General features: G+C 69.3%; 25 protein-coding genes and 1 pseudogene. 10 read left to right on the top strand and 16 right to left on the bottom strand.

Annotated features, from left to right (window positions below; genetic code table 11):
• Positions 1–82: 82 nt before the first annotated feature.
• The 4 genes from H4W81_RS14915 to H4W81_RS14900 all read left to right on the top strand — a co-directional run bounded on the left by H4W81_RS14915 (position 83) and on the right by H4W81_RS14900 (position 2,048).
• Positions 83–502 (top strand): hypothetical protein, encoded by a 420-nt coding sequence (locus tag H4W81_RS14915; protein ID WP_192775359.1) that lies wholly within the window; start codon positions 83–85, stop codon positions 500–502.
• 2 nt (positions 503–504) lie between these two features.
• The gene (locus H4W81_RS14910; protein ID WP_192775358.1) at positions 505–753 is read left to right on the top strand and encodes a helix-turn-helix domain-containing protein; all 249 of its coding nucleotides are present in this window, start codon (positions 505–507) and stop codon (positions 751–753) included.
• Positions 754–758: 5 nt separating this feature from the next.
• Complete coding sequence (locus tag H4W81_RS14905) at positions 759–1,730, top strand: NAD(P)-dependent alcohol dehydrogenase (RefSeq protein WP_192775357.1); 972 nt, start codon at positions 759–761, stop codon at positions 1,728–1,730.
• Positions 1,731–1,805: 75 nt separating this feature from the next.
• On the top strand, positions 1,806–2,048 hold the full coding sequence (locus H4W81_RS14900) for a hypothetical protein (protein ID WP_192775356.1): 243 nt from the start codon (positions 1,806–1,808) through the stop codon (positions 2,046–2,048).
• Positions 2,049–2,192: 144 nt separating this feature from the next.
• Here H4W81_RS14900 and H4W81_RS14895 read toward each other — a convergent pair whose 3' ends face one another.
• The 3 genes from H4W81_RS14895 to H4W81_RS14885 are packed head-to-tail and all read right to left on the bottom strand — an operon-like array spanning position 2,193 to position 4,458.
• Positions 2,193–3,260, bottom strand: coding sequence for an alpha/beta fold hydrolase (locus H4W81_RS14895; RefSeq protein WP_192775355.1), 1,068 nt, complete (start codon positions 3,258–3,260; stop codon positions 2,193–2,195).
• A gap of 29 nt (positions 3,261–3,289) precedes the next feature.
• Positions 3,290–3,784, bottom strand: a complete 495-nt coding sequence (locus H4W81_RS14890; RefSeq protein WP_192775354.1) for a DinB family protein — start codon at positions 3,782–3,784, stop codon at positions 3,290–3,292.
• A gap of 47 nt (positions 3,785–3,831) precedes the next feature.
• Positions 3,832–4,458, bottom strand: a complete 627-nt coding sequence (locus tag H4W81_RS14885; RefSeq protein WP_192775353.1) for an SAM-dependent methyltransferase — start codon at positions 4,456–4,458, stop codon at positions 3,832–3,834.
• A gap of 98 nt (positions 4,459–4,556) precedes the next feature.
• Here H4W81_RS14885 and H4W81_RS14880 point away from each other — a divergent pair, with 98 nt between their 5' ends.
• Positions 4,557–5,150, top strand: a complete 594-nt coding sequence (locus H4W81_RS14880; protein ID WP_225958628.1) for a helix-turn-helix domain-containing protein — start codon at positions 4,557–4,559, stop codon at positions 5,148–5,150.
• A gap of 543 nt (positions 5,151–5,693) precedes the next feature.
• On the opposite strand, the gene H4W81_RS14875 is transcribed toward H4W81_RS14880, so the two are convergent.
• From H4W81_RS14875 to H4W81_RS14860, 4 genes are all read right to left on the bottom strand, one after another.
• On the bottom strand, positions 5,694–6,389 hold the full coding sequence (locus H4W81_RS14875) for an SRPBCC family protein (RefSeq protein ID WP_192775351.1): 696 nt from the start codon (positions 6,387–6,389) through the stop codon (positions 5,694–5,696).
• 418 nt (positions 6,390–6,807) lie between these two features.
• Complete coding sequence (locus H4W81_RS14870; RefSeq protein ID WP_192775350.1) at positions 6,808–8,007, bottom strand: epoxide hydrolase family protein; 1,200 nt, start codon at positions 8,005–8,007, stop codon at positions 6,808–6,810.
• A gap of 60 nt (positions 8,008–8,067) precedes the next feature.
• Positions 8,068–8,958 carry an AraC family transcriptional regulator gene (locus H4W81_RS14865; RefSeq protein WP_192775349.1) on the bottom strand — a complete coding sequence of 297 codons (891 nt, stop codon included), beginning with the start codon at positions 8,956–8,958 and terminating at the stop codon, positions 8,068–8,070.
• Between the two features lie 207 nt (positions 8,959–9,165).
• Positions 9,166–9,393 (bottom strand): hypothetical protein, encoded by a 228-nt coding sequence (locus H4W81_RS14860; protein WP_192775348.1) that lies wholly within the window; start codon positions 9,391–9,393, stop codon positions 9,166–9,168.
• A 308-nt stretch (positions 9,394–9,701) separates the two neighbouring features.
• Here H4W81_RS14860 and H4W81_RS14855 point away from each other — a divergent pair, with 308 nt between their 5' ends.
• A complete protein-coding gene (locus H4W81_RS14855; RefSeq protein ID WP_192775347.1) occupies positions 9,702–10,598 on the top strand; it encodes a glycosyltransferase family 2 protein in 897 nt (298 codons plus the stop codon).
• Positions 10,599–10,671: 73 nt separating this feature from the next.
• On the opposite strand, the gene H4W81_RS48620 is transcribed toward H4W81_RS14855, so the two are convergent.
• Positions 10,672–10,794 (bottom strand): hypothetical protein, encoded by a 123-nt coding sequence (locus H4W81_RS48620; RefSeq protein ID WP_264083164.1) that lies wholly within the window; start codon positions 10,792–10,794, stop codon positions 10,672–10,674.
• A gap of 155 nt (positions 10,795–10,949) precedes the next feature.
• Between H4W81_RS48620 and H4W81_RS50045 the strand changes: the two genes are divergently transcribed.
• Positions 10,950–11,270, top strand: coding sequence for a hypothetical protein (locus H4W81_RS50045; RefSeq protein WP_192775346.1), 321 nt, complete (start codon positions 10,950–10,952; stop codon positions 11,268–11,270).
• A 97-nt stretch (positions 11,271–11,367) separates the two neighbouring features.
• Here H4W81_RS50045 and H4W81_RS14845 read toward each other — a convergent pair whose 3' ends face one another.
• A complete protein-coding gene (locus H4W81_RS14845) occupies positions 11,368–12,123 on the bottom strand; it encodes a hypothetical protein (protein WP_192775345.1) in 756 nt (251 codons plus the stop codon).
• A 38-nt stretch (positions 12,124–12,161) separates the two neighbouring features.
• Here H4W81_RS14845 and H4W81_RS14840 point away from each other — a divergent pair, with 38 nt between their 5' ends.
• Together H4W81_RS14840 and H4W81_RS14835 are read left to right on the top strand one after the other, a co-directional pair.
• Positions 12,162–12,674, top strand: a complete 513-nt coding sequence (locus tag H4W81_RS14840; protein ID WP_318782503.1) for a LysR substrate-binding domain-containing protein — start codon at positions 12,162–12,164, stop codon at positions 12,672–12,674.
• A 593-nt stretch (positions 12,675–13,267) separates the two neighbouring features.
• Positions 13,268–13,420 carry a hypothetical protein gene (locus H4W81_RS14835; protein WP_192775344.1) on the top strand — a complete coding sequence of 51 codons (153 nt, stop codon included), beginning with the start codon at positions 13,268–13,270 and terminating at the stop codon, positions 13,418–13,420.
• A 24-nt stretch (positions 13,421–13,444) separates the two neighbouring features.
• On the opposite strand, the gene H4W81_RS14830 is transcribed toward H4W81_RS14835, so the two are convergent.
• Together H4W81_RS14830 and H4W81_RS14825 are read right to left on the bottom strand one after the other, a co-directional pair.
• The gene (locus H4W81_RS14830; RefSeq protein WP_192775343.1) at positions 13,445–14,611 is read right to left on the bottom strand and encodes a hypothetical protein; all 1,167 of its coding nucleotides are present in this window, start codon (positions 14,609–14,611) and stop codon (positions 13,445–13,447) included.
• Between the two features lie 446 nt (positions 14,612–15,057).
• On the bottom strand, positions 15,058–15,627 hold the full coding sequence (locus H4W81_RS14825; RefSeq protein ID WP_192775342.1) for a GNAT family N-acetyltransferase: 570 nt from the start codon (positions 15,625–15,627) through the stop codon (positions 15,058–15,060).
• Between the two features lie 387 nt (positions 15,628–16,014).
• Here H4W81_RS14825 and fxlM point away from each other — a divergent pair, with 387 nt between their 5' ends.
• Positions 16,015–17,247: a methyltransferase, FxLD system gene (gene fxlM / locus H4W81_RS14820; protein ID WP_192775341.1), complete on the top strand. Its 1,233-nt coding sequence runs from the start codon at positions 16,015–16,017 to the stop codon at positions 17,245–17,247.
• Between the two features lie 35 nt (positions 17,248–17,282).
• Here fxlM and H4W81_RS47210 read toward each other — a convergent pair whose 3' ends face one another.
• The 5 genes and pseudogenes from H4W81_RS47210 to H4W81_RS14800 all read right to left on the bottom strand — a co-directional run bounded on the left by H4W81_RS47210 (position 17,283) and on the right by H4W81_RS14800 (position 26,209).
• Positions 17,283–17,513 carry a hypothetical protein gene (locus tag H4W81_RS47210; RefSeq protein ID WP_225958627.1) on the bottom strand — a complete coding sequence of 77 codons (231 nt, stop codon included), beginning with the start codon at positions 17,511–17,513 and terminating at the stop codon, positions 17,283–17,285.
• 19 nt (positions 17,514–17,532) lie between these two features.
• A pseudogene (locus H4W81_RS47205) lies at positions 17,533–17,841 on the bottom strand (IS110 family transposase); the annotation flags it as partial.
• A 507-nt stretch (positions 17,842–18,348) separates the two neighbouring features.
• Positions 18,349–18,807, bottom strand: coding sequence for a hypothetical protein (locus H4W81_RS14810; protein WP_192775340.1), 459 nt, complete (start codon positions 18,805–18,807; stop codon positions 18,349–18,351).
• Positions 18,808–18,822: 15 nt separating this feature from the next.
• The gene (locus H4W81_RS14805) at positions 18,823–19,554 is read right to left on the bottom strand and encodes a class I SAM-dependent methyltransferase (protein ID WP_192775339.1); all 732 of its coding nucleotides are present in this window, start codon (positions 19,552–19,554) and stop codon (positions 18,823–18,825) included.
• A 400-nt stretch (positions 19,555–19,954) separates the two neighbouring features.
• On the bottom strand, positions 19,955–26,209 hold the full coding sequence (locus H4W81_RS14800) for an RHS repeat domain-containing protein (RefSeq protein ID WP_192775338.1): 6,255 nt from the start codon (positions 26,207–26,209) through the stop codon (positions 19,955–19,957).
• Between the last annotated feature and the right edge of the window lie 27 nt (positions 26,210–26,236).

Genomic DNA, 26,236 nt, shown 5'->3' with positions numbered 1-26,236 from the left:
TAGCGATGTTAAGAATCATTGACTTAGTGTCGGCTCTGCTTTACGTTTCATCGTGTCTACTTTGTTTTACATAGGAGCGCGTATGTCGTTCGAAGAGAAACGCGTGTGGATCTACGCCCTGGTCGCGCTCGGCGTCCCCGTCGTCTACTTCCTGATCGTTCTCGGACAGCTCCCGACGACGGAGGTCACCCAGATCGGCTACGTACGGCCGATGCTCATCGCCATCGGCGTCGCGATCGCCGCGAACCTCGCCGGCGTCGTCGTGGCCGCGTTCGCCGCGCCGAGGGAGGCGAACAAGAAGGACGAGCGCGACGCGCACATCAACCGGTACGGCCAGCACGTCGAGTACTACGTCCTGGCCGTCGGCGCGATGACGGCGCTCGGCCTGACGCTGGCCGGCGTGGCCCACTTCTGGATCGCCAACGCGCTCTACCTGGCGTTCGTGCTGTCGGCGTTCACCTCGTCGGTCGTGAAGATCGTCGCGTACCGCCGGGGCTTCTGACCATGGTCAAGCCCACCAGGATCACCAATACGATCCGCGCCCTCCGGTTCGCGCACGGCGAGATGACGCAGGCGGACCTGGCCGATCGCCTCGGCGTGACCCGCCAGACCGTCATCGCCATCGAGAAGGGCCGCTACTCGCCTTCGCTGGAGATGGCGTTCCAGATCGCCGGGGTGTTCGGGGTCCCCCTCGACGAGGTCTTCCAGTACCCCGGCAACGATGCGGGACCGACGACGACGAAAGAGATGTGACGACGATGAAGGCGATGGTTCGCGACACCTACTGTTCACCCGACGAGCTGAAGCTCGCGGACGTCGACGAACCGGTGGCGGGGGCCGACGACGTGCTCGTGCGGGTGCGCGCGGCCGGCGTCGACCACGGCGTCTGGCACCTCGTCACGGGCCTGCCGTACGCGGTGCGTCTCGGCGGGTTCGGACTGCGCAGGCCGAAGGTCCGCGTCGTGGGGCTGGACCTGGCGGGGACGGTGGAGGCGGTCGGGGCGAACGTGACCAGGTTCCGTCCCGGCGACGAGGTGTTCGGCTCGTGCGACGGCTCCTTCGCCGCATACGCGTCCACCAGGCAGGACCGGCTGGAGCCCAAACCGGCCAACGTCACCTTCGAGCAGGCGGCGGCGGTCCCCGGCAGCGCCTGCGCCGCCCTCCACGCCCTGCGCGCCGGAGGACAGCCGGGCGAGGGGAGGAAGGTGCTGGTCATCGGTGCGAGCGGGAGCGTCGGCACGTTCGCGGTGCAACTGGCCAAGGCCTCGGGCGCGCACGTCACCGGCGTATGCGGCACGAGGAACGCGGACCTGGTCCGCTCGATCGGCGCGGACGACGTCGTCGACTACACGCGCGAGGACGTCACCGACGGGACGCGCCGCTACGACCTCGTCCTCGACATCGCGGGCAACCGTTCGCTGTCGCGCCTCAGGCGCGCCCTCACGCCTCGGGGCGCCCTCGTCATCGTCGGCGGCGAAGGCGGCGGGAAGTGGTTGCAGGGCGCGGACCGCCAGCTGAGAGCACAGCTGATGTCGCCCTTCGTGCGCCAGAACCTGCGGGGGCTGCTGTCGAAGCCGGGCGAGGGCGACCTGCGGCACCTGGGGGAGCTCATCGAGGCGGGCGTGGTCACGCCGATCGTCGGCGGGACCTTCCCGCTGGACGACGCCCCCGAGGCCTTCCGCCACCTGCGCGAGCGACGCGCGGCGGGCAGGGTCGTCGTCACCGTGTGAGGCGCTACCTCGGCACCCGGTCGCCTGCTGCCGATCCTCGGCGCGGCCCTGACCTGGCTGCCCGCGGTCTGGGTGATGGCCGGCATCGCGCTGATGCTCTTCGGCCTGTTCCCCCGGGTGGCGGTCGCGGCGGCTTGGACGGCATTGGCGGTCTTCCTGCTGCTGGAGCCGGCCTTCGAGTTCGGGCAGGTGAGCGAGTGGCTGCTTGACCTGTCGCCCCTCACCCATGTCCCGAGGGTCCTGCTGGGTGCCTCCCTCAGCCCTGGGCCGGTGCGCGGGCTGCCGGCCGCCGCGGCCGTGCGGCGGCAACATCATTGAGACCGGCACTGACTCCTACCGCCTGGCCCAGACGCAAGCACGAGCTCGGGCCAACAGCTGACGATCCTCCATCGCTGGACGAGCACCGGCGCTGTTTGTCGTGACACCGTCCGACCCGAGGTGGGAGCAGCCGAGCATGAGGGATCACTTGCGGTGACCCGAGCCGGGCACACTCCTCTGCCAACTGTTCCCGTCAAGGAAACGCACTAGCTCCGCAGTGACGAACCGAGGGTTCTCCTCGACGAGCCAGTGCCCTGCGTGCGGCACGTCCACCGCGCGCACGATCTTGGTCATGCGCGGGGCCACTGTGGCTCGGATCGCGTCGAGCTGCCCCTGGGCGGTCATGAGCAGGGTCGGGACATGTACCGGTGCCGCTGCCGCGGTGTCGCGGACGTCTTTGTCGAGGGCGCGGTAGAGCTCGAAGCCGCCCGACAGGACCTCTGGCCGGCTGTAGGTCCGTGCGTACTCGTTGATCTCGGTGTCGGTGAACGGGGACCGATCTGAGGTGCCACCGAACGCCGTTCCGCCGAACGAGACCTGGGGGTAGAACAGTGCCAGGTACTCGCGGACGTCGTCGCCTACGACCGCCTCGGGGACCCGTCGCTGGGAGTGGAAGGCGATGTGCCAGCTCAGTGAGCGGTACGTGGATGCATCGATCGCGGGCCCAGGTAGCGGCAGGTCGAAGTAGCCGAGGCGGGTGGTGTCGTCGGGGAATTGGCTGGCGTACTGGAATGCTACTGCGGCGCCGAAATCGTGCCCGACGACGCGGGCGTCACGCACCCCGAGCCGATCGGCGATCAGCGTGTGCACGTACCGCGCCAGAGTGGCTTTGTCGTAGCCGGTCGGTGAGCCGGTGCTGTCGCCCAGTCCGGGAAGGTCGACAGCGTAGACGGTGTGGTCCTTGGCGAGTGCTGGCATGATCGGCCACCAGCCGTACCAGGTCTGTGGCCAACCGTGTATCAGCACTACTGGCGTGCCGCTGCCACCGGTCACGTAGTGCATACGGACGCCGTCGACGTCGGCGAACCCGTGTCGGAAGGTGTTCTCGAACTGGGGATCGTCCTGGGTGGCGACGGCGTAGGGGGGAACGTCGCCGGCAGTCGGCGTGGAACAGGCTGCGGTGCCCATCGTGAGCAGGAGGGTGAGCGTGACGGCCACCGTGCGCGCGGATTGGAGGAAGCGGCGCGACAACGGCCGGGTTGCAGTCATCATGTGTTCCTGTCCTGGAGAAGGTGGTGGGGTCAGCGTCCGGTCGTGCCGTCGATCAGTTCGCGGAGGATGTCCGCGTGGCCCGCGTGGCGGCCGGTCTCCTCGATCATGTGGGTGAGTGCCCAGCGGATGCTGGGAGCGGGGCGGTTCGGTCGAGGTCGAGGGAGCGGTGCGCCGAGATCGGTGCACCCGTCGAGCACGTCGTTCGCGCGCTCGACCGTCTCGCGGTAGCGGGCGACGACATCGGCCACGCTGTCCTCTGGTGCGGCCTGGAACGTCGCCGGCCAGTCGGTGACGTTGTCCCCGAGGAACACCGAGCGTTCGACGAAAGTCAGGTGGTTGAGCAGGCCGAGCAGGTTCGTGCCCGACGGCACCGCGGCCGTTCGCACCTCCGGTTCGGGCGCACCGTCGACCTTCGCGGCGACCGAGGCCCGGAGGTAGCCGAGGAATCCACGTAGGACCTCAGCCTCGCTGCTCCCGGTCCGGGGCGGCGGAGTGTCGCGGCGGCGGCGCACGGTGTTAGGCATAGTGGTCTCCTCTCTTCGTGGGGTGGGGCGCGGCGCTGTTCGCCGTGTCAGGCGCTGCGGCGGATGAGCAGCACGTGGTCGGTGACCTCGGCGGTGCGCCCGCCCGGCCCGGTCGCGATCCTGCGGGGTGCGTCGGCTCGCTCGACCATCCACGTCGCCGCGTCCAGATCGATACCCGCCGCGACCTCCCTCGGGCTCGGGTACCGGACGTCGGGATCCTGGCTCCACGACCACGGCGCGGTCGAGCCGTGGTCGACAATCAGCAGCCGCCCATCCGGGCGCAACGCGTGCGCGGCCGAGCGCAGGACGGCCGCCCTGTCCAGGTCGAAGGGGGTGTGCAGGTAGTGGACGCAGATCAGGTCGAACTCGCCGTGCGGGAAAGACCTGCGTAGGTCGTGCCGCACGGCGGTCACGCGATCGCCCAGGCCGTGTGCGCAGGCGAGTGCCGCGAGCCGCTCGACCGCCACGGCCGAGATGTCGGCGGCGGTGACGTGCCACCCCTGTCCGGCGAGCCACAGCGCGTCACCGCCGACGCCGCATCCGAGGTCCAGCGCGTCGCCGGGCGGCAGGCCCGTGACCGTCTCGGTGAGACGAACATTCGGCCGCGGATCGGTGGCCGCCGGTCGCGCCGCGTACACGCCGTCCCAGAACATGACCGCATCGCTGGCGTTCATCAAGACTCCTTCTGTCGTGTCCGCTCAGTCTCGCCAGGCGCGCACCGATCTGGCACGAAAACTTGCGGTTCTGGCAAGATGGCCTCGTGGACCACGAAATGGACGAGGTGCTCGACGCGGTGGGGCCGCGACTTCGTGCGCTGCGTCGTCACCGCGGCATCACCCTCGCCGACCTCGCGACGACAACCGGCGTGTCGGAGAGCACCCTGTCCCGGCTGGAGAGCGGGCAGCGCCGGGCGACCCTGGAGTTGCTGCTGCCGCTGGCCCGTACTTACAACGTTCCGCTGGACGATCTCGTAGGCGCCCCGCGCACCGGCGACCCCCGGATCCACCTCACGCCGATCCGGAGATTCGGGATGACCTTCGTGCCGCTGTCCCGGCGACCGGGCGGGGTACAGGCGTTCAAAATGATCATCCCCGCCCGGCTGGAACCGCTCGTACCGACCCCGCAGACCCACGACGGCTTCGAATGGCTGTACGTGCTCAACGGACGCCTGCGGCTCATCCTCGGCGAGCGCGACCTGACGTTGCCTCCCGGTGAGGCAGCCGAGTTCGACACGTCCTTGCCGCACTGGCTGGGCAGCGCCGACGGCGGCCTTGTCGAGCTTCTTATCCTGTTCGACCCACAAGGGATGCGTACGCACATACACGCCGATCCACATCGGCCGTCTCACGGCGGGAGCCAGCGGTGAACTCAGCGGGAAATTTCAGTGTTCGCGCTCGGTAGTGAGCCTTGCCGTGCAGAAGCCGCGATCGACAACGTTGCAACCGCCGAGATCGACCAGGACGAACGCAGTGGCTACAGCAAGGTTCGACCCCCTCCCGCGGTGTTCCGGGTCGGCGTCCGAGAAACGTCATGTTTTTGAAGGCTCACAGGGCCCGAGCGAGGGGCCTGGGGTGCTTCCGCGCAGGGGAGCGCCGCCCATGCGGCAGCCCCCAACGTAACCTCTGTCACTCACGGTTACTTTTCCCCGTATCGCACGGACCCGACTGGAGGGCCGTAACAGTAGCCCTCCGGCATACATGCAAACCCTGCAAGACGGCAGAGTTTCACCCCTGACGCCGAGTCAGGCGACAAGGCCTATGAGCGCGTAGCGCCCGTCCCCTCGTGCGGCAGAGGGCCCGGGCGCGGCACTTGGCCTGAGCCGGGACGCTCGTGCCGGGCTCTGACCACCGTCCCTCCACCCGACACCGCCCAAGCCTTGATCAGCCGCTGGCCGGCGGGGGGCGCGCGGCTAGTCGCCGGCGCGGGCTTCGGCGGTGTTCTTGAGGTCTTTCAGCCAGGCCTCAAGACCTTTTCCGAGGAAGTCGGCGGCGAGGGGCACGTTGGTTTCGATCTGGCCGCCGGCATGGGTCTCCTCGGTGCGTACGAGGACGCCGCCCTTGACCTTGGTGAAGGTCCAGACGTGGACGCCCCGATCGATGCGCAGTCCTTCGCCGATCGCAGGCCCGGTCCAGCGGAGGCACACGTGGTGCTGAAGTTGGCGGACGGTGGAGGTGATGACCAGCGTGGTGGGCGGGCTGACGGGAGTGGCGGGCACCGGGGTGGTCCACCGGAACCGCGAGTACTTGCGGAGCGGGCCCGGGTCCAGGCGCTTCATGCTGGTCACGGGCTTCTGCCAGGTCGGCCAGCGTTCCACATCGGTCTGCAGTTTCCAGATGGTGCTCAGCGGCGCCTTGATCAAGGTCTCAGTCCGGTACCGGATCTTCGCGGTGGGGTCGACACCTTTCCCGCGGCACTGGAGTCCACCACCGTGGTGAGCGCCGGCGTGGTGGGTGGCCCGGGGCTGCGCGGTGACGGCCTGCGCGGCGGGGATGTTGCCTGCGAGTACGCCGGTTGCGGCGAGCGAGATCGTGAGCGCGGTGATGCGCGCGCGGGTCCGGAATTGCCGACCGGAGGAGTTCAACAGGTTGTTGCTGGACATGGTCATTGAGCTTCCTGATGAGTACTGAGGAACCGGGCCTGAACGCCTGGGTGCCGGGGCAGGAGACGCCAGGAGTCGACGATGCCGTGGCCGCCGATGTGGTCGAACCCGCGGGAAGCGGGCACGCTGCTTCAGCGCCGGGCTCGAAGGATGGCCACGATGAGTGCGGCGGAGGCGGCGACGATCAAAGCGACGAAGGCGGGGTGAATGTCCTTGGACAGGCTCGGCGCGCCGTCGGGCCGCGTCAGCCAAACGATGAGCGGGATCGCGTAGGTGACGGCGAGGAGCGCGGCCGCCCACGTCGGTGCGGGCGGGTGACGTGGAGACGGTCGTCATGATGTTTCCCTTCGGGCGGGAAAGTGGCAGGTCATGGCGGAGACGGAGGCGAGCCCGACTGCCGATGGAAGGGAGGGGTGAGAAACCCTCACCGTGTGAGATCGCCGGGATGGTGACGTACGTGATGGAATGCGGCCCTGATTTCGGAGACCAGAAGGTCTGGCTGTTCCAGACCGGGGAAGTGGCCGCCGCGGTCCAGCTCGTGCCATGACCGGAGGTCGTGGTAGCGACGCTCGGCCCAGCGCCGGGCGGTCGGCCACGGCTCGGCCGGGAACAGCGAACAGGCGGTGGGCACCGTCACCGGTTGTGCGTTCTCCTCTTCGGCGCTGCGTGGTACCCACCGCATGGCCTCCCAGTACCAGCGAGCACTGGAGGCACCGGTCCCGGTCAGCCAGTACAGGGCGATGTTGTCCACTTGTTGCGACACGCTCACCCCGCCGCCGGCCTCCGGTCGGGTGTCGGAGTAGGCGGCGAACTTCTCACCGAGCCACGCCGCCAGGCCGGCAGGCGAGTCGAGCAGGGAGTAGCCGAGCGTCTGCGGGCGCGTGCCCATGATCATCCCGAAGCCGTATCCGTCCGCGAGATGAATGTCACGCCGCTCCAGCATGCGTTGTTCCGCCGGGTCCGGCGAGATCCGGTCGTCCGGCAGGGGAGAGGCGATCGGCATCGTCAGGTGCAGGCCGGCGACGCGCTCGGGCACCAGGCGCGCCAGTTCGGTGCTGACGAACGCGCCCCAGTCTCCGCCGTGCGCGCCGAACCGCTCGTAGCCGAGCACGGTCATCAGCTCGGCCCACGCCCGCGCCGTACGGGCGGGGTGCCAGCCGCGCTCGCGTGGACGGTCGCTGAACCCGAACCCTGGCAGGGCCGGGACGACGACGTGGAAGGCGTCACTCGCGGAACCGCCATGGGCGACCGGATCACTGAGCGGCCCGAGGACGTTCTCAAATTCGAGGACGGAGCCCGGCCAGCCGTGGGTCAGCAACAAGGGGAGCGCTGTGGGCTCGGGCGAGCGCACGTGCCAGAACGCGATACGCAGGCCGTCGAGGCGCACGCGGTAATGCGGAATCGTGTTCCACTGCTCTTCCCTGGCCCGCCAGTCGTGCCGTCGCCAGGTGTCCAGCAGCATCCTCAGCTGATCCAACTCGATACCCTGCGCGGCGTCCGGCACCGTTTCTGGCTCGGGAAGCCGAACCCCGTCAAGACGAGCCCGTAGGTCCGCCAAGTCGCGGTCAGGAATGTGCATGGGGTAGGGCTCGATCTCAGGCGTTCTCCCCGTGTTTCCAGACATGGACGAAACCCTAGAAACGGACCACCCCCCGGTCCATGCCTGAGATTGCCGGGAGAGCGGTCAGGAATTGCGATATGCCGAGGGACGAGCGCCCGTGTGCCGCAGGAAGGCCGTCGACAGAGCACCGGGACTGGCGAAACCGCAGAGCGGCGCGATCTGGGCGACCGCGAGGTCGGTATCCCGCAGCAGGCGTTGCGCCTTCTCGATCCGCAATCGGGTGAGGAACCGGTGGGGCGTTTCTCCTGTTGCTCGGTTGAACACGCGGACGAGGTGATAGACGCTGAGATGCACCTCGCCCGCGATGTCGGCCAGGGTGAGCGGTTCGGCCAGTCGGTCACGCATGACGGCGATCGCCGCGCGGACGCGTGCGTCCTCCCGCACCGGCGCCCGTTGACCAGGTAGCCGGGAATGGCGGGTGAGCAGGTGCACGGCCAGGAAGGCGGCCGCGGACTCGGCGTACAGGTCGCCGGTCTCGTCCGCAGAGGCGACGGCGCGGACAGCCTCCTCGATCAGCGGATCGCCGGCGGCCACGGACGCCGCCATGCTCGCGTAGTCCACCGCGCGGCCACCCAGCTGCTCCGCGGTCCGTTCGACGGTGCCGCGCGGGATATGGACCTGCACGCTGCGCAACGGGCCGTCCGCGCGATAGCGGCGGAGGGCGGGCCGGTCCGGGACGCCCAGTTCGAGCCGCCCCGGTACCCAGGTGTGGCGGCTCCATCGGCCACCGATCCGCGTCTCCATCACGGTCCGGCCTCCTACGGGCAGTATCAGGTGCAAGTCCGCCGCGGCCGGCAACTCCATGGCCTCGACCAGCGGGACGTGGTCGAACCGTTGCGCGAGCAAGGACTGCCAGCCGAGGTGCTCCCAGCTGCAGTGCGTCCGCCGAACGTATCGATTCATGTCGAAACCGGCATAGGGCTGGAGATCGAAATGAGCGGAGTCGAACACCATGCGACCGAGGCTAACGGCATGGCCGTCCGCCGTGCTTGCCCTTGCGGGCGGCGGCATCGAGCCCTTCGAGGGTGGCTTCGCGGATGGCTTCGCGTTCGGTCTCTTCGCCGTCAGCGACACTTCGCCCCTGGCGTGACGATCCTTGATGGCACCCGACATGGGGTGCCGGTAAGAAACGTGTCATGAGCCCCCAACGGCGTTGATCTACTACTGGCGCTGCGGCCGATCCCTGATGGCGGCCTCGATCCGAAGACCTACACCTGCCAGCACGAGCAGCGCAATCGCGCTCATCAGCCACACGGGCATTTCCAAGCCGAAGGTGAAGGGCACGGCCACAGAGGTGAGCAGCCCGATGACGATCGACGCAGTGCCCATGTTGCGCAGGTTTCCTACCTGAGAGTCCCGTGTCTGGGGTGCTTCGTCCGGTTTAGTCATGGCCGAATGCATCCCACGTTGACCTCAAGATCCGAAAATCCGCCACCACGTGGCGGCATCCCGACCAGGTCGTTCACGCGGGCCGCCGGGCGAGCGCGTGGTTGGCGGCGGAGCCTGGCAGGTCGGCTCCGAGGAGTCTGAGTGCCGAAATTAGCGGTAGAGATGATCACTGAATCTCGACCGCTGAAAGACTTCGCCGGCTGACCTCACCGCCACATTGCGGTTGAGGTCACTTTCGGGAGAAGCGCGCCGGAGCAGTGAGTGGTCGTTAGGGTGGTGCCTGACCGCACCCCCCGGGAGACACGGCATTGTTCACCTTCGTCATTCCCGCGCACAACGAAGAGGCCACCGTCGCCACTATCGTCGGCCAGGCGCGCGCCGCCGCAGCGCCGGGCGACCGGATCCTGGTCGTCGACAGCGCCTCGACCGACGCCACCGCGAAGCGTGCCGCCGCGGCGGGGGCGGAGGTCCTGCGCGGGCCGAAGGGCAAGGGCGCCGCGATGAACACCGCGATCGACGTGGCCCGCACCGAGTGGGTGTGCTTCCTCGACGCCGACCTGGTCTCCTCGGAGCTCAACGTCGCCGCCGAACTCCGTGCGGCAGCCGTCTCCGGCACCGCCGGCCACGTGGTGGGCGACTACGAATACGATCATCCCGGCACGATCCTCAGCTCCACGTTCACCATCTACGAGCCCCTGACCGACAGGTTCTTCCCCGAGACGGGGTTCATGGGGGCGAATGCGCTGACCGGTTACCGGGCGGTGCGCCGGTCGCTGCTCACCGAGCCGCTTCCGGCGGACTTCGGGGTGGAGTCCTTCCTCAACATCACGCTCGCGCTGGCGGGTACGCGGGTCAAGGTCCGCCATCTGGGCGTCATCGGCAGCCGGTTCCGTCCCACGGGCGGGACGATGGCCCGCGAGATCGGCACGGCGATCCTCGACCTGGCCGTGGCGCGAGGCCGTCTCGACAGCGGCGAGCGTGGGGCGTGGGAGGCGTGGCTGGAGGAAGGCGTCGCCGCCATCGCACCGCAGGCAGCCGACGGCGGCCGGTCGGCTACGCTGGCCCGCCTGTTCGCCGCGGTCCGCCGGCCGATGCCGGCCACCCCGGCAGCTCGGAACCCGCGAGAGCGAACCGCGGACGGTCGCCACGTAACGGCGGTGCTCGCCCAAACGTGCCCCAACTCAATCCGCGTCCATGGTGGCTAACGGGGCCCGGGTCACGGCGTCCGCGTGGACACGGTGACCCCCGCCGCCGCCAGGAGTTGACGCACCGCCGTGCTCACGTCAGCAGCGCGGCCACCATACTGGCGGACTCCTCCGGTTCCACAATCCTCACCCCGAGGCTCTCGGCCTTGGCCCGCTTTGACCCTGCCTTCTCCCCGGCCTCCAGCAGCGATGTCATTGCCGACACACTCGAGGACGACATGCCTTCTCTGAACTACCTCGAAAGAAGTAACGCGACAGCCGAGACCCTCGTTATCGATCTCGTCGGGACGATAAGAACAACGGCCCTGTCTCTCTTTCGGTGGTGACGGAGCGTTAGGCCAGCAGGATGCGGTGACGGAGCAGCGCGAAACCGGCGTCGAGACGGTCGGCGTTGCCCTCGCGGGGCCGGAGCAGGTCAGCGAAGCCGCGGACGAGCGCGGCAAGCTCGATCATCTCGGGGCAGGCGGTGGTGAGGTCGTCCAGCAGGCGTCGGTGCCCGTCATTGAGGTTGTCGGGCCGCGTGAGCAGGAGCCGGGTAAGGCGGCGGAAAGCCCAGCCAAGAGGCCGTCCCGGACGGCCCGCACCGCCAGCCGATTGAAGAGATCTTCCACATCTACGGCCTGGCTGGACGGCCTGCCCTACGGCCCATCGCCGAACAAGCGCAGCAAATGAACCTCGCCGGAACCGCAAGCCCGGAGACCATCCGGCCGTCAACCCCCGCGCCCGCGAAACAGCTTTCGCAGCAAGATCGCGCCGTGTGGTCCGTGGTTCACCTGCTGCTTCGGGGGAGGGTGGTGGCGGGGACCGGCACGGTGGACAGGCCCGGGGTGGGCCGGAAGGCGCGGGCCTGGGCGGAGGCGCGGCGGGCGGCGGCGCGGGAATCGGCGAGGTTCGCGGAGCGCCAGACCTCCCATTGGGAGTAGGAGGGCCCGTCGATGGCGTCGGCGGCTATCAGGCCGCTGATGCGGCTGATGTCCGAGGAGGCGATGAGGTCGAGGCCGACGCGCTGGAGGATGGCCAGGGACATGCGGGCGCCGAGCACGCCCGCGCCGTCGGGGGCGCGGGTGGGCAGGGGGCAGTGGAAGACGTCGGTGGAGCCGTGGTCCGGGCGGCCGATGTTCTCGGCGGCGATCCAGCTGATCTCCTGGGAGATCGCGGTGGCCTCGGCGCGCAGCCACCCCAGTTCCTCCAGATCGGCGGGCGAGATCCACACGCGACCGTAGATACCGGCGAAGTGCGGACTGCTGGCCAGGCAGGCGAAGCCGGGATCGGACCAGATGGACAGGCAGTCGTTCCAGCCCAGGTCGACCGCGGCTCGGAAGTGCCATATCCCGCCCGGCACGTCCCCGAGCCTGCCGTGGAGGTCGGCGAGCATCGCGTGGATCATCGCGAGTCCCCAGCGCGGCCCCCGCCGCCACGCCTCGGGCAGCAGCGCCGTCAACGCCTGCCGCCCCCGTGCCATGTCCCCGTAGATGATTGGCTGGCAGGCCGCGTACAACTCGTTGAACCCGACTTCCATCTCCACCTCAAAACCACCTAGGCACCACGATTACGGATCTTTGAATAGCACATGCCCCGCCCGCCACGACAGCCGAGAAGCTGGAGGCAAGCAGTGGCCTCGACGAGGCGCTCCAGCTCCTCACCGGGCCCGCCCACGCGCTGGCCGGCGCCCGGTCGGTGACCGTCGCTCAGCTCGCCGGGCACCGGATCTGGATGCCCGGCATCGCCCCCGGTACCGAGTGGGCCGCCTACTACGACGATCTCGTCGCCGAGTTCGGCCTCACCATCGAGGCGACCGGCCCCAACTTCGGCTCCGACGCGCTCCTCGACACCATCGCCGACACCCCGGCCTTGGCCACTTTCATGGGCGAGCAGACCCGCCTGGTCTGGCCCGCCGACCACGGCCTGCGCCGCATCCCGGTGACCGACCCGACGCCCGTCTACCCGCACTCGCTCCTGTGGCACCGCGACAACCCCCACCCAGGGCTGGCCACCCTCCGCGCCCACCTCGCCGCCACAGCGGCCGGCCACGACACCGCCGGGACCTGGGCGCCGGGCTGGGTGATTCCGCACTGAAACGCCGCCGCGTCTGCGATCATCGTGGCCGGATCGACCGTCGGTGGCTCGGGCAGGCATGGCCATCGACACACTCCGGCCCTCCCCCTCCGCATACCTCATACGCCTTGACGGTGATCAAAGCTGTGAACTGTCGGCTCAGCTCAGCTCGCTGCTCGGTCATGGTCACATGTCCATTCTCGGGCGGCGGCACATGCGGTCCGCCAGCCAGACGTGCGCCGCGCGGTCGAGCGCCATAGCCCCGCCGTCCTGACCTGATGACGGTACGCCGTGGAGAAACATCGCCGGACCAACCCCACTGCGGTCAGCGATCATCGCTTCAGAGAAGCGGACTGGGCCGGGCTCGTGCGGGGGGGCTGGCCCGGCCAGTAGAGCGCCTCGTTTCCGGTGGAAAGAGGAACCCCCAGCCGTGACCGGGGGCTCCTGGAGGTGGGCACTGCCAACTCTTCCTCATTGGGCGTCACCAGCTCGTGACGGGCCGCGGCCTCGAACGCCGTCACATCCTCGGCCATGCCCGTGGGAGCGCCACACGGGACGCGACGGACCTGGAGTCCGAGTGGCATGGCGATCGAGTGGGCGTCTGCCTCACATGGGTGGTGGTAGTCGCCGAATGGCTCGCAGTCGCGGTCGACGACTATCCAGCAGCCGCCGGCGCCGACGAGGCCAGCACGGCGACGCAGACGAGCGAAGCCACCACCCCGCGTGTGATCTTCATCGCCGGGCAGCCTGGCACAGGCTCCGGCTGATGGAGGACATATCTGGCAAATCTCCTATCGGCGATAGATGATCGCGTGCTGGTCGTCACAGCAGTCTTCCGACCCGACCAGCAGGAGCTGAGCGGTGCCCGGGACGCGGGTCAGGGCGTACTCGTTCTCATGGTTCTCCGCCTCCCCGTCGAGGGGGAGGTACTCGGGTGTCCATCGCTGCCCCTCGTAGTGCAGGAGCATGAGGCGTCCCGAGGCCGCCTGATCGTCTGTTCCCACCAGCCACACGTCGTCAGGCCCGAACGCGGTCACGCTGTGCAGCGTGTCCGGCCGGCCGGGCAGGTCGATCTCCTTCCAAGACGTGCCGTCCCAGTGCAGCACCACGGGTCTGTCGGGCTCCCCGCCTGTATCGCAGGCCAGGCCGGTTCCACGATTACCCGTGGCCCAGACGTCGGAGGGTCCGTTCTGCCAGACGCGTGTCAGCCCCCCGGTGCCGATGTCGGGAAGCGGCATCGGCGCCGGCGTGCCGCCGGGAGTGGCGCTGTGCCAGACAGCCGGGCGCGAATCGGCGCACCTGCCGCTCGTCCGTCTCCCCACGATCCAGGTGTGGCCGCCGCCGGCGGCCACGGCCTCGAATTTCTGTCCCCGGCGGAATGTCCGCTCGGTGAATCGCCTGCCGTCCCACGACAGCAGGAGGGGCGTGTAGACGTCCTCGTCGCGGGCCCACGCGCTGCGGTTGCCGATCAGGGCGGCGCGGTCGCCGTCCATGGCGACGTCACTCAGTTCCTGCTCCTTGGCCGCGCCGAGTGGGGTGAACGTACGCCAGCTGTGACCGTCCCAGCGCAAGGCATAGGGCAGGTTCGTATCGTCGTCGAGATTAGCGTTCCCCACCGCCCAGGCCCGATCCGGACCGTCGGCGTCGATTCCGTTGATGGCGGTGTCGATCGCATCGGGGAAGCGTTTCCACATCTTTAGGTCGACTCGCCAGCGGGCGCCGTCCACGCGCAGGAGAACGCCGTTCCAGGGCTCGTCCTCCGCCTGGGCGGAGTACCCGACCGCCCAGGCGGCATCGGGCCCCGCGGCCGCGACATCCCGCAGCGAGGTGGCGGCCCACACGCCGGCCCTCTCGAGCCGCTGCCACCCGGACGCCAGAGTGATCTCCGGGAGCGGAGTGGGGCTCGCGAACGGCGGCGGCTTCGCACCAGGCGCCGCTTCCCCGGTGCATGCCGTCACCGCCAGCAGGCAAGAGAGCGCCGCCGCGACCCGGCGCCGCCCGGCGCCGCGAATGCCTCTTAATTCTCCTGGAAGCTTCATTGCCGCGCAGTGTGGCAGAGCCGAGCAGCGGGCCGCCACCCGGGCGGGGAGCCGGTTCGACCGGACCTGTCGTGTCGGGTCGGATCGGGGGCGCCTGTCGTGATACGTGCGCGGGTGACGATCGACTGGTCCGCCGGGCGGCGCACGGACGCCGTGGTGACGAGTGGCTTCTTCATCGCGGGGACGCCCGCCAAGACCGTTCCGAGCACCCAGGCGACGGGCCCGCACGATATATCGACTCCCCTCCCGTCACCGTGACCGTCTATGACGCGGCGGGGCGGATCATGGGCGGCAGCAGAGCGTGAAGTTCGGGTGGCGCGGTCCAGGAAGTCTCGGATGATCGCGACGATCTCGCCGAGGCTGCCTTACGAGGTTCCGGCTCCGCCGGCTGGCAGGGAACGCCACTCGGGTGCGAGCACCGACCATATCTCGGTGTCCTGCCGTACGCCCCGGTAGAGGAAGTCCTCCCGCAGGACTCCGTCGCGGCTCATGCCGAGCCGCTTGGCCACGTTGATGCTCGGAGTGTTCTGCGAGGACACATGCCACTCCACCCGGTGCATTCCACGTTCCCTGACGGCCCAGTCGATGATGACGCGTGTCGCACGGGTGACAAGACCGCGCCCGGCGGCAGCCGGTTCCAGCCAGCAGCCGGCCTCGCAGGTGCCGGCACTGGCGTTGAAGACCCTGAACAGAACGCCGCCGACGAGGAGCCCGTCGAGCCAGATGCCGTAGAGACGGCCGGTGTCGGCGGCCGCCTTGTCGGCGTACGACTGGAGCCAGCTCCGCGCCGAGTCGAGGTCTGCTGCGGCGTCGGGGAGCCCGACGTACCGGCCGATGTATTCGCGGCCGCGGTCCATGTGGGCGAGGAACTCCTCAGCCTGCCAGGGCTCCAACGGCCGCAGCTCAGCTCCGTCACCCAGGGAAATCGCGAACATTGCCATCCTCCACAGTGGTCGTTACGGTCCCAGGGATCCTCGCACGACCACGTGCGCGTTCTGGCGGCCCGCTACCCGCCATGTCACGCTTGGCGCCGCCGAACATTCGCGCGAGGCTGCCCTGTCCTCTCGTCGCGATGCAGGACGGCATCGCGGGCATCTCCGGCCGAGCAACAGGGGCTTCATCGGCTTCCTGGCGACCCGACGACAGCGGCGGGAACTGCAAGCGCTCACGTCAGGCCATGGGCGGCCCAACCCCCGCTCACCAGCTGATGAGCGATCTCCCCAGCCCGTTTGACCGAAGGCCACTTCTTGTCCCTGGGCGGGCCGGCGCTCCCACCTGCAGGAGTTCCTGAACTTTCCTTCGAGCGAAAGTACCGTTGACCAGTGACCGCAGACACCCCGCCACTCGAGTCCCCTGACCGCCTTCGCGCCGACATGGTCGCCACGCTGATCGAGCAGGGCTCGATCACATCGCCGGAGGTCGAAGCCGCTTTCGTGGCGGTCCCACGGGAAAAGTTCGCCCCGGAAGCAGCGTTGTCCGCCGTCTACTCCGCGCAGGACGTCGTCGTCACCAAGCGCGACGCGGCAGGCAAGGCGACGAGTTCGGTCAGCGCGCCCTGGCTCCAGGCGGAGATGCTGGAGGCCGCCCGCCTTTTCCGTGGGGCGAAGGTCTTGGAGATCGGCTCAGGGGGTTACAACGCGGCGCTGATCGCTGAGATCGTCGGCGAGGAAGGCCTGGTGGTCACCGTCGACATCGATCCGTTCGTCATCGAGCGCGCGGCCCGATTCCTCGCCGAAACGGGCTACCCGCAGGTGAAGGTCGTGCTGGGGGATGCCGAGCATGCCGCCGAGGAACACGCCCCCGAGCGGGGCTACGACGCCATCCTCGTCACCGTGGGCGCCTGGGACTGCCCCTGGGGACACCTCCTCACCCAGGCCGGCCGCATGGTCATCCCGCTCCGCTTCTCCACGATCACCCGCGCGTTCACCTTCGTCCGAGACGGCGACAGGTTCGTCGGCCTCGACCCGACCGTGTGCGGCTTCGTCACGATCCAGGGCGCCGGCGCATACCTCGACCAGGAGGCCGCCCTGGCGGACGGCGCCGTGACGTTGACGATCGAGAGCGGCCCCCGGCTCGACGTGGCCGCCCTCGAACAGGCGTTGACGGGGGAGCGGGCCGAACTGTGGACCGGCGTGACGGCCGCCATCGGAGAACCATTCGACTCCATGCACCTGTGGATCGCGTCCGTCGACGACCGGTTCGGCATGATCTGGAGAGACCCGGACCGGGGCGGCGACCTCGTCAACCTGGCGATGCGCTGGTACTGTCCGGTTCTCATCAGCCCGCACAGCTTCGCCTACCTCACCCTCCGCGAGATTCCTCGCGGCAACGACGCCGAGGAGCGCCGGTGGGAGTTCGGCGCCATCGGGCACGGCCGCGGCCGCGCTGAGCTCGCCCGCCGGCTTCATGACCACGTGCTGGTCTGGGATCGCGAATGGCGCGCGCATCCCGGCCCGGACTTCACACTCCACCCCGCCGACGCCGCGGTGCCCACCCCGGCGGTTGGCCGAGTCTTCCCGAAACGTCATACCCAACTGGTGATGGCCTGGATGTGATGGCCAGACAGGAACCTTCGTCCCCCGACGTGACATCAGAGCCTGCCGAGCCCGCGGGCCAGGATGGTGGCGGCCTTGTCGGCAACGCCCCGGCGGCGAGCTCGTTTGAGCGCGGCGGTGATCTGGCCGATGGTCAGCCTCGACGCCGACGTGGGATCGGGGGCCTTGGCCAGCAACTCCAGAGTGTCGGTTGCGGCCAGGTCCTCGAACTGCCTGCAGGGCCGCGGGGAAGTAGTCGCGCAGCGCGTGCCGCAACCGCTGAGCATGGCGGGTCCGTTCCCAGATCAATGTCTTATGCGCCCGTGTCACCACCTTGATCGCCTCGGCTTCGGCGCTATCGCCGGCCACCGGACGCAGCTGGTGAGAGTCGGTGCGGACCATGTCGGCCAGCATGTGCGCATCGGCCGCGTCGCTCTTGGCGCCCGATACGCTCAGGCGTTCCCGATACCGTGCCGCCTGCAGCGGATTGACCGCCAGCACCGTGTATCCGGCCGCCAGCAGCGCCTGCACCCACGGGCCGCGGTCGGTTTCGATCCCCACCAGCACTTCGACGTCGGCGGCCTCCACATCCTGACCAACCTGCCCAGCGATCATCGCGTGCAGCTTGGTCATCCCCGCCACTCCCTCGAGCAGACGGCCTGCTCGGCCGTTGTGGCATTGGCTGGGGTGCCGGCCGACAGGAACATCGCCGTCGATGCCACGGCGATCAGCGCGGCTGAGGACTTCATCGGTCGCTCCTTGTGCATGGGTGGGTCGGCTCCGCGCATGCCGGAGCCACTGGGCGCGGGCAGATCCGCGATGGTGAGCGGCCCCGATCGGGCCGAGGGTGCCTGAGCCGGTGCGGTACGTCAGGAGATCATGAGGTGGTGCCCCCGGGTGGTGGACCGGTGATCTGGTAGCCGTGGCGGGCGGCCACCTCGGTCAACAAGGCGGGGTCTGCAGGTCCGCTGCCACGGGCGGCGACGTCGGCGGCGAAGTGTTCGAAGCCGGCCGGCCAGGTCAGTTGGAGCAGGCGCAGAGGGTGGTCCTGGTCGTTAGTCGGAGTGAGAGGCGTGCAGGGCCTGGCGGCGTCCTTCCCACCCGTGCCCGCGACATCTGACGTCAGTGGTGAACGTATTCGCTGAACCAGTGGTGCGCGTCCTTCACGGTGCCGACCCGTCGCCACTGGCATCCGCCGGAGAGGATGTACGCCGCGATGCCGCCCTTTGAGGTGTTGTCAAGGAAGCTGGCGTACTTCGGCCCGCGCGGCTCGGGTCTGGAGCTGTTCGCCCACAGCTTCGGCCCGCTTGCCAAAGCCTGCCGCGCCTCGGGTGTCAGCTCGGCACGGAGGCGGCAGCGCTCGGGCCGGGCGGTCGTGGTCATGTAGACCCCCGGCCGCAACTGGGTGATGGGGTGGCGGCCGTCGGTGAGGGCGGGGTCCTCGGCGCGCGCGGCGAGGTCGCGGGGAAGCCGGGGGAACAGGTCGTGCCACGTCGGCGGTTCGGACCGCGCGGGGCCGAGGCCGACGAACAGGGCCGCCAGCGCGCCGCCCGCGGCGATGTATCTGCGTGATCTCCGCATGCGATCGGCCCTGACTCAGGTCCGCGCGATGACCAGGAACTCCCCGTCTCCCTCGCCTACGGCCTGCCTGCTCCAGCCTCCGTAGATCCGTTCCACGGTGAATCCCGCCGCTGCCAGGGAGGCGCGCAGTTCGTCCTCGCTCCTGAAACGCAACGTGGAGGTGCTGACGAGCTCCTCGTCGGGAAAGCTGTAGTGACCGGCGAAGCTGACGGCACCGTCCTGGACGGTGGTCACCTCCGTCCACACCTCGACCTCGCGGCCGTCAGGCAGGGACACCTGCCGGCGGGAGTCGACCGGGTTCCATCGCTCCCATCCGCGATCCCGGGGGTCTCGCGAGTCGAACACCAACCGGCCGCCGGGCACGAGCGAGCGTCCGACGGCGGTGAGCGTGCGGTGCCACGCGTCGTCGTCGACGAAGACCTGCGCCACGTGGCTGGTCATGACCACCACGTCGAACGACCGCTCCGGCAGCACCTCGGCTGTGCCCTCGATCCAGGTCACCCGCTCGGCCCCCGGCTTGCGGCGGGCCGCCTCGATCGACGCGCGGGCGGGATCGACGCCGGTGACCTGGTGGCCGGCCGCGGCCATGCCCAGCGCCAGACGCCCGGTGCCGCAGCCCAGGTCGAGCACCCGAGCCGCCGGGGTTTCGCCGACCACGGAGAGGAAGAAGTCGTCGTCGCGCGACCAGGAGTACTCGGCGTCGTAGACGGTCACCAGCCGGGGATCGTTGAACTCTGCGTCTCTCACGCGACGATCTTAACGACGTCACGGAACCGACAAAGCGACGAATCACGCGAGGCGGGCCGCCGCCATGGCGGGCGTCCTGCACTATGCCGAGCTGGCCGACAAGGCCGGGCTCCCGCAGTCGCCTGGAATCACCGATGACGGGTGCGGTGATCCCGGCGTCGACGCGGTCGACCGGTCAGACCCGATCAAGCGCCGCCAGGGCCGACAGGAAAGACGGGGGACAGCGGGCGATCGAGCCCGGCCGCGACGCCGAACTGCTGCGCCACGTGTCCGATCGCCCGCAGGGCTGCCATAACACTTTCTGCCAGCGGCCCCGGGCTGGAAACAGTCTGCGGAAACGCCGCCGGCGCGGGACCGCGAGGGCCCCGCGCCGGTCAGTGTTCAGTGGAAGAAGGTGCTGTCAGCCCAGTCCACCGAACCAGGTGTCGAACAGATCGATGATGTTGTCCGCGGTCTTCTGGCCTCGGAGGCCGAGTTGGGCGGCCGCGGCGCCCCTCCGGTTCGGCTCCATTTCGACCTTCTCCGGCCTGAAGATCTGCTTCTGACCCTGGCCGGAGCCGCTGCCCTGCGGCAGGTTCGACGGTGGCCTGCCTTGCGGATACATCCGGCCGTTGCCGTAGACGGTGTAGGACTGGGTCGGCTGGACCGAGCCGTCGTTCCGGTAGACCTGGCTCGGCCGTGGCTGCGCCGGCTGCCGGTTCGCCTTGGGCGGCGACTGCCGCTGCGTCGCCCTGTGGCTGGTGGGTCGCCGCACCGGGTTCGAGCGCGCGTGCTGGATACCCCTGGGAAGCCTGCCGGCCTGGCGGTTGCGCCTCTGGGAAGCCAGCGCCATCCGCCTCTTGGCCGCCGCCTCGCGACCCGCCTTCCTCGCCGCCCTGCGGGCCGCCATCGCCGCCCGTCGTCTCGCCGCGGCCTCCCGCGCCTTCCTGGCCGCCTCGGCCGCCTTCTTCCTGGCCGCCGCCAGCCGGCGCTTCTTCGCCTCGGCGAGGGCCCGCTTCTTGGCCTCCTCCCTGGCCCGCTTCTTGGCCTCCTCCAACGCTCGCTTCCTGGCCTCCTCCAAGGCCCGCTTCCTGGCCGCCTCCCTGGCGCGACGGATCATCTCCCGCCTGAGGGCACGCTGGGCCAGCTTCTTGGCGAGGTAACGGGCCCCGATGCGCACGCCGATGCCGACCGCGAACCAGAACAGCTGCCCGTCGGGGTCACTCATGGAGACGGGGCTGTTGTTGGCGTAGGCATAGGCGTTGAGCTGCTGCGGATCCACATCGTCGATGACCGGGTCCACCGACAGGAAGCGGCCGTTCTTGGGGTCGTACTCGCGGGCGCCGAGGTGGATCAGCCCCGTCGTCGCGTCTTGCGTGCCTCCGACGAATCCGCGCTGCCCCGGCCACCATGGCGGTGGCGAGCCCCGGTTCTCGCCGAACGGAGTCGTCCTCCGTACGGCCAGTTCACCGGTCCCGGCGTTCACCGCGGCCTGCGCGGTGCCCTGGTGGTCATTGGCCAGGAGGTAGACCTGGTTGTCCGGCGTGCGCACCGCGATGGGCTGGTCGCCGATGGTGTAGTAGCGGGTCTGCTCGACCGCGTCCTTGGCGAAGTCGAAGCGCAGCTCCATGTCGTCGATGTAGAGCGTGGCGTCGGTCGGCGTCTTGCGGATGAGCCGGTCGCCCTCCGCGTCGTACACGAACGACGTGGTCTTGCCCGCCTCCGTCACCGACTCCAGGTTGCCCTCGGCGTCCCAGACCAGGGTCTGGTCGGAGGTGCCGACCTTGCGCCTGGTGGTGTTGCCCGCGGCGTCGTACTCGAAGAGGTCCGCGCCGACGCTCTGCAGCGCGTGCGGCTGCTTGCCGCCCGCCTGCGGGTAGGTGTAGGAGCGGACCGTCTCGCCGGCGCCGCCCCAGGCGTGCTTGGTCTCCTTGGTCCGGTTGCCGGTGGAGTCGTAGGCGTAGCTGACCGCGTACGGGGCCACCCCGCCGATCCTGTCCGACTGCGGGCTGCCGCTGGCGCAGTCGTCGGTGCCCGTCCAGGCCGAGGTCAGGCGGCGCAGGTGGTCATAGGCGAAGCACTGCGTGTCCTGGCCGCTCGCCCCCTTGTCGGCGATCTTGGTGATGTTGCCGACCGCGTCGTAGGTGTAGTTGAGGTTCAGGTCGGTCGCGGTGGCGCCCTCCCTGTCCAGCCGCATGCTGGTCATTCTGCGGGTGGACTCGTCGTGGGTGTAGGTGAGCCAGGTCTTCTTGCCTCCGGTGCCCAGCTCGTACTGCAGGGTCTCGCCCAGCTTGGAGTAGCGGGTCGCGGTGACGTACGACGACAGGCCGGTGACCTTGGTCGGCTGGCTCAGCTCGTCGTAGGTGTAGACGACCGACTCCGCCTCCAGGCCGCCGGCGGCCGGGAAGCTGACGGACTGGACCTGGTCGTCGAGCGTGTAGCGGGTGTTGAGGACGTACGAGCCCGCCAGCTTGCCCTCCCGCTCCGGGATGGTGACGGTCTCGCGCAGCGGGCGGTAGTCGGCGTCGACGGCGTTGATCTCCGCCGTGTACGCCTGCCCGTCCACGTACCGGATGCTGGCGTTCATGTGCCCCTTGGCCAGGGCGTCGTACTTCCACTCGGCGAGCAGCGGGCCGGTCGCGGAGTTCTCGCGCTGTTCCTTCTTACGGCCCAGCTCGTCGTAGACGTACCACAGGGTCTTGCCGCGGGCATCGGTCGTGCTGACCAGCTCGTCGGCGTCGTTGTACGTCATCGTCGTGACGCCCTTGTCGGGGTCCTCGGTCTTGATCTCCCGGCCGCGCACGTCGTAGTGGTGTCGCCACACGTTGCCTGCCGAGTCGGTCACCGTGGACAGCCGTCCGGCGTGGTCGTAGGTGTACTTGCTGGCCTCGTACTCGCCGGTCGGGGTCGCGCCCTTGTACTGGCGCAGCTCGATCAGGCGGTCCTCGGAGTCACCGATGCGGGTGGTCGCCGTGCCGCCCGGGGGTGGCGTCACGTGGATCCTGTCGCCCTCCTGCTTGGACGAGACCCGATACTTCTCCACGCCCTTCGCCTTGAGGATCTGGGCGTTGACGTCACCCGTCCCGTCGAAGACGGACACCACCTGCGTGGGCACGTCGGTGTCGGCCACCGCCAGCAGGTCGGTGGAGGGCGTCCCGGTGGCGAAGTAGCCGGTGTTGGCCTTGGACTGCTCGCCCAGGGAGTTGTAGAAGGTGTCGGTGATCGTGCGTCCGTCGCGCAGCACGGGGTCCTGCGTCTGGTCGTCCCTGGGCGCGGGTTCCTGGGTCTGGCGCTCACGCGTCAGGCCGTCGTACAGCTCGTGGCTGGTGGTGTAGCCGCCGTCGGCGCGCAGCGTCTTCGTGGTGACGATGCTGGGGCCGTCGGCGCGCATGACGTAGGAGTACTCGGTGCTGGGCGACTGTCCGGCCGCCTTGCTGCGGTCGGCCTGCCAGACCTTGGTCAGGCGGCCGAGCGCGTCGTACTCCAGGTCGACACGGCGGTTGTTCACGTCGACCTCGGCGAGGGGCTCGCCCCAGGCCGGTTCGAGGATCGTACGGTTGACGTGGCCGAGCGGGTTGGTCTCGGTGACCTCCGACGGAAGGACGCCGGTGGCCGGGCTGTAGGCGGTCACGGACTTGGTGCCGATCGCGTCGGTCTCGCTGGTCTCGCGGCCGTACACGTCGTAGGTGTGGGCGCTGTCGGTGATCGTCGCGCCGGTCTCGGAGGCGAGCTGCTGGACCGAGGTCACATCGCCCTTGCTCGGTGCCTGGCCGTACGCCTTGCCGTCGTAGGCGACCTTCTCGTCGGAGATCACCTCACCGGCGGCCAGCGTGGACACGGCGGTGCCGCAGCTCGCGGCGACCTTCTGGACACGGCTGGGGTAGTCGAGCATCCAGCTCGCGTCGTCGCGGGCGTAGGTGTAGCGGGTGCACCGGTCGTCGTCGGGCGAGGCCAGGTCGCCCTTCTCCTCCACCTGGGTCAGCAGGCCCCGGGTGTCGTACGAGCGCTCCTCGCCGATACGCCGCCATGTACCGCCCGGCAGCGCGGTACGGGTGACCATGGACTTGGCCTCGACCACGTGCGCGGTCTTGGTGACGCCGCCCTGCGTGGACTCCGCGGTCTTCACCGACCACGGCTGCTCGACGGTCGCCTTCAGGACGGCCCCGCCGTCTCCGTCGTAGAGGATCTCCTCGTGCTCGAAGCTGGAGTACTGGTCGAGGTCGTCGAGCTTGCCGCCCTCGGAGTCCTCGACCTGCACAACGCGCCTGGAACCGTCGGCCTGCTTGTCGCCGTGCATGCCGCGGAAGTAGCGGAACTCGGTGAGCGTGCGCTTGGTGTCCTGCCCGTCGCCCTCGCGCACCCGTACCCGGCCGAACCCGCGGTAGTCCGACCACGTGCGGTGCTCGGGCTTGACGAGGATGTTGTCGGCGTAGTGCCAGGCGGCGCCGTCCAGGTACTCGTAGCTGGTGACCACGTTGGGCGAGGCCGCGACGCGGTCCACCTCGACCGTCTGCGACACCACGTACTTGTGGAACCAGTCGGTGACCTCGGTCTCGTTCTGCGGCGACCAGCGCTGCGGGAAGCACCGCTTGGTGTTCTTGTCGGGCGCCGGCAGTGCGCCGGGCTGGCAGTCGGCGGGGGCGTAGTTGATCCGCAGCTCGCCGCCGGTCCCGTTGTCGACCGACTGGACGCGCCACTTGACCAGCGGGGCGCGGCCCTCGGTGGCGTCCACCCGGTTGGGGAGCTGGATGCCGATGAAGGTGGTCTTGGGCAGCGTGATCGTGCCGCCCACGTGGCCGGTCTGCTGGACCGAGGCCAGCCAGAGCGACGGGCTGAGGCCGTCACCCGTGGCGGGGAACTGGTGGGTCAGCGCCCAGGAGTCCACCGCGTAGTACTGGCCGGCGCCGTTGCGGACCTGGGTGGTGACCTTGGTCAGCCGCTTGCGGGTGAAGAACGTCGGGGTCAGGCGGTCGGTACACGACACGCCGGAGTTGCAGATCTGGTCGAACGGGACGTCCGGCCAGTGACTGGCGGTCTCCTTCTTGAGCTGGTCGGGGGCGCAGGTGATGGTGCCGCTGGGCAGGCAGCGCTCGGCCACCTCGAACAGCACGCGGGCCGCCGGGGCCGTGGTGAACAGCTCGTTCTGCAGGTAGCCGTAGTCGATGCGGGTGAGGTACGCGCCACGGACGTACGGGGTGCCGAGCTCGGGCTTGGAGTTGCGGCCGTAGTAGTTGGTCTCGCGCTCGTACCAGTACGTGGTCGCGTTCCCGTGGGTGTCCAGGGCGTAGTCGAGGTTCCACCGGTAGGCCTGCTGGCACCAGGCGTTGGCCGGGGTGGTGGAGTAGCAGGGCTCGCCGCTGTTGTTGCCGAACACCGGCACCGTCTGGACCGACTTGGTCTCGGGCTTGCCGCTCACCCAGCCGGGCAGGCGGTTGAGGCCGAAGGTGTACTGGGTGCCGTCGGCGGTGGTGACGCGCCAGTACTCACCGTTGTTGTCGCCGTTGGTGGCCCCGGTGAGGTACTCGATGCGGGTGCCGTCGTCGCGCTTGGGCCGCCACTGCTTGGTCGTGGCGTCCTTGACCAGCTCGACGGCGGAGCTGCCGAGCGACAGGGTGGCGTTGTCCTGGTCCCAGCACAGGTCGCCGGTCTTCTTGCCGTCGATCATGCAGGACTTGTAGCGGCGCTCGATGTAGCCGCCGGGGTTGAGCTCGAAGCCGTCACCGGCCCATGAGGCCTGGTTGTTGGTGGAGGCGGTGCGGCCGTCCACGCTCTGCGAGGAGTAGCCCAGCGAGATCTCCGGCTCGTCGCCGCCCAGCGCGGGCGGGGTGCGCATGTCATAACCCCAGGTGAAGTCGCCGGTCTGGGCGCCGACGCTCCATTCGGCGGAGGGGGACAGCGAGGTGGCCGAGTGGTCGCCGGACTGGCCGGAGGCGGCGGCCGTGAGCGCGTAGACGGCGCCGGTCTCGACCTCGGCGGTCAGGGTGCCGGACTTGGCGTCGTTCTCGCTCTTCACCGGCTCGGGCGGCGCGCAGTTCGTGGCGGCCCCGTTGAGCGCGCATTCGTCGAGTTTGACCATCCGCAGCCGGGCGCCGTAGTCGCCGCCGTAGGCGTAACGGAAGCCCGAGTAGTCGATCTGCAGGCGGGTCGTCTTCGCCGCCTTGGCCGCCGCGACGCCCTGGCCGGGGGAGACGCGCATCGCCAGACCGAGCCGGTCGGTCTCGAGCAGTTCCACGCTCACCGGCTCGGTGGTCGCGGCCGCTTCGGCCTCCCCCTGCCGGGGGGCCAGCCTCACCGGGAAGCCGGCCGCCAGGGTGGTGGCGCCGCCGCCCAGCTCGACCTTCTGGGGTTCGGGCCAGGTGACGGCTGGTGGCGCTTTCCACGCCTGTTTCTGCACGGGATCGGCCATCGGCGGCAGGACCGGGACCGGCTTTCCCTTGACCGGCGTCTCCTTCTGCACGGGCGGGGCCGAGCGAGGGGCGGCCGAGGCGGGCATGGCGTACACCAGTTGCACGACCAGGAGGACGGGGAGCATGGTCGCGAGCCTGCGTGGCCAGGGCGACTCGCGCTTGGGTTCCTGGAAACGGTTCCAGGAGGGGTCGGGAAGGTCGGGTTCGTCGGGCGGCGGAAAACGATTCCAGCGGGATTCGGGCAGCTCTAACTCATCCGGCAGATCCATGAACCTCTCCCAGTCGGGGGTGCGGTG

Source organism: Nonomuraea africana, from assembly GCF_014873535.1.
In the GTDB taxonomy this organism is placed as follows: domain Bacteria; phylum Actinomycetota; class Actinomycetes; order Streptosporangiales; family Streptosporangiaceae; genus Nonomuraea; species Nonomuraea africana.
Note: the sequence above shows the minus strand (reverse complement) of the source record. Positions and strands in the feature narration are given on the sequence as shown.

Excerpts from the sequence above, each read along its gene's own strand:
- H4W81_RS14885 (WP_192775353.1), bottom strand. The coding sequence starts at position 4,458 with ATGAACGCCAGCGATGCGGTCATGTTCTGGGACGGCGTGTACGCGGCG.
- H4W81_RS14905 (WP_192775357.1), top strand. The coding sequence starts at position 759 with ATGAAGGCGATGGTTCGCGACACCTACTGTTCACCCGACGAGCTGAAG.
- H4W81_RS14860 (WP_192775348.1), bottom strand. The coding sequence starts at position 9,393 with ATGACTAAACCGGACGAAGCACCCCAGACACGGGACTCTCAGGTAGGA.
- H4W81_RS14880 (WP_225958628.1), top strand. The coding sequence starts at position 4,557 with ATGGACGAGGTGCTCGACGCGGTGGGGCCGCGACTTCGTGCGCTGCGT.
- H4W81_RS14865 (WP_192775349.1), bottom strand. The coding sequence starts at position 8,958 with ATGGTGTTCGACTCCGCTCATTTCGATCTCCAGCCCTATGCCGGTTTC.
- H4W81_RS14870 (WP_192775350.1), bottom strand. The coding sequence starts at position 8,007 with ATGTCTGGAAACACGGGGAGAACGCCTGAGATCGAGCCCTACCCCATG.
- H4W81_RS14890 (WP_192775354.1), bottom strand. The coding sequence starts at position 3,784 with ATGCCTAACACCGTGCGCCGCCGCCGCGACACTCCGCCGCCCCGGACC.
- H4W81_RS14810 (WP_192775340.1), bottom strand. The coding sequence starts at position 18,807 with ATGCGGAGATCACGCAGATACATCGCCGCGGGCGGCGCGCTGGCGGCC.
- H4W81_RS14825 (WP_192775342.1), bottom strand. The coding sequence starts at position 15,627 with ATGTTCGCGATTTCCCTGGGTGACGGAGCTGAGCTGCGGCCGTTGGAG.
- H4W81_RS48620 (WP_264083164.1), bottom strand. The coding sequence starts at position 10,794 with ATGACATCGCTGCTGGAGGCCGGGGAGAAGGCAGGGTCAAAGCGGGCC.
- H4W81_RS14895 (WP_192775355.1), bottom strand. The coding sequence starts at position 3,260 with ATGATGACTGCAACCCGGCCGTTGTCGCGCCGCTTCCTCCAATCCGCG.
- H4W81_RS14800 (WP_192775338.1), bottom strand. The coding sequence starts at position 26,209 with ATGGATCTGCCGGATGAGTTAGAGCTGCCCGAATCCCGCTGGAATCGT.
- H4W81_RS14910 (WP_192775358.1), top strand. The coding sequence starts at position 505 with ATGGTCAAGCCCACCAGGATCACCAATACGATCCGCGCCCTCCGGTTC.
- H4W81_RS47210 (WP_225958627.1), bottom strand. The coding sequence starts at position 17,513 with ATGCTCAGCGGTTGCGGCACGCGCTGCGCGACTACTTCCCCGCGGCCC.
- H4W81_RS14915 (WP_192775359.1), top strand. The coding sequence starts at position 83 with ATGTCGTTCGAAGAGAAACGCGTGTGGATCTACGCCCTGGTCGCGCTC.
- H4W81_RS14900 (WP_192775356.1), top strand. The coding sequence starts at position 1,806 with ATGGCCGGCATCGCGCTGATGCTCTTCGGCCTGTTCCCCCGGGTGGCG.
- H4W81_RS14875 (WP_192775351.1), bottom strand. The coding sequence starts at position 6,389 with ATGACCATGTCCAGCAACAACCTGTTGAACTCCTCCGGTCGGCAATTC.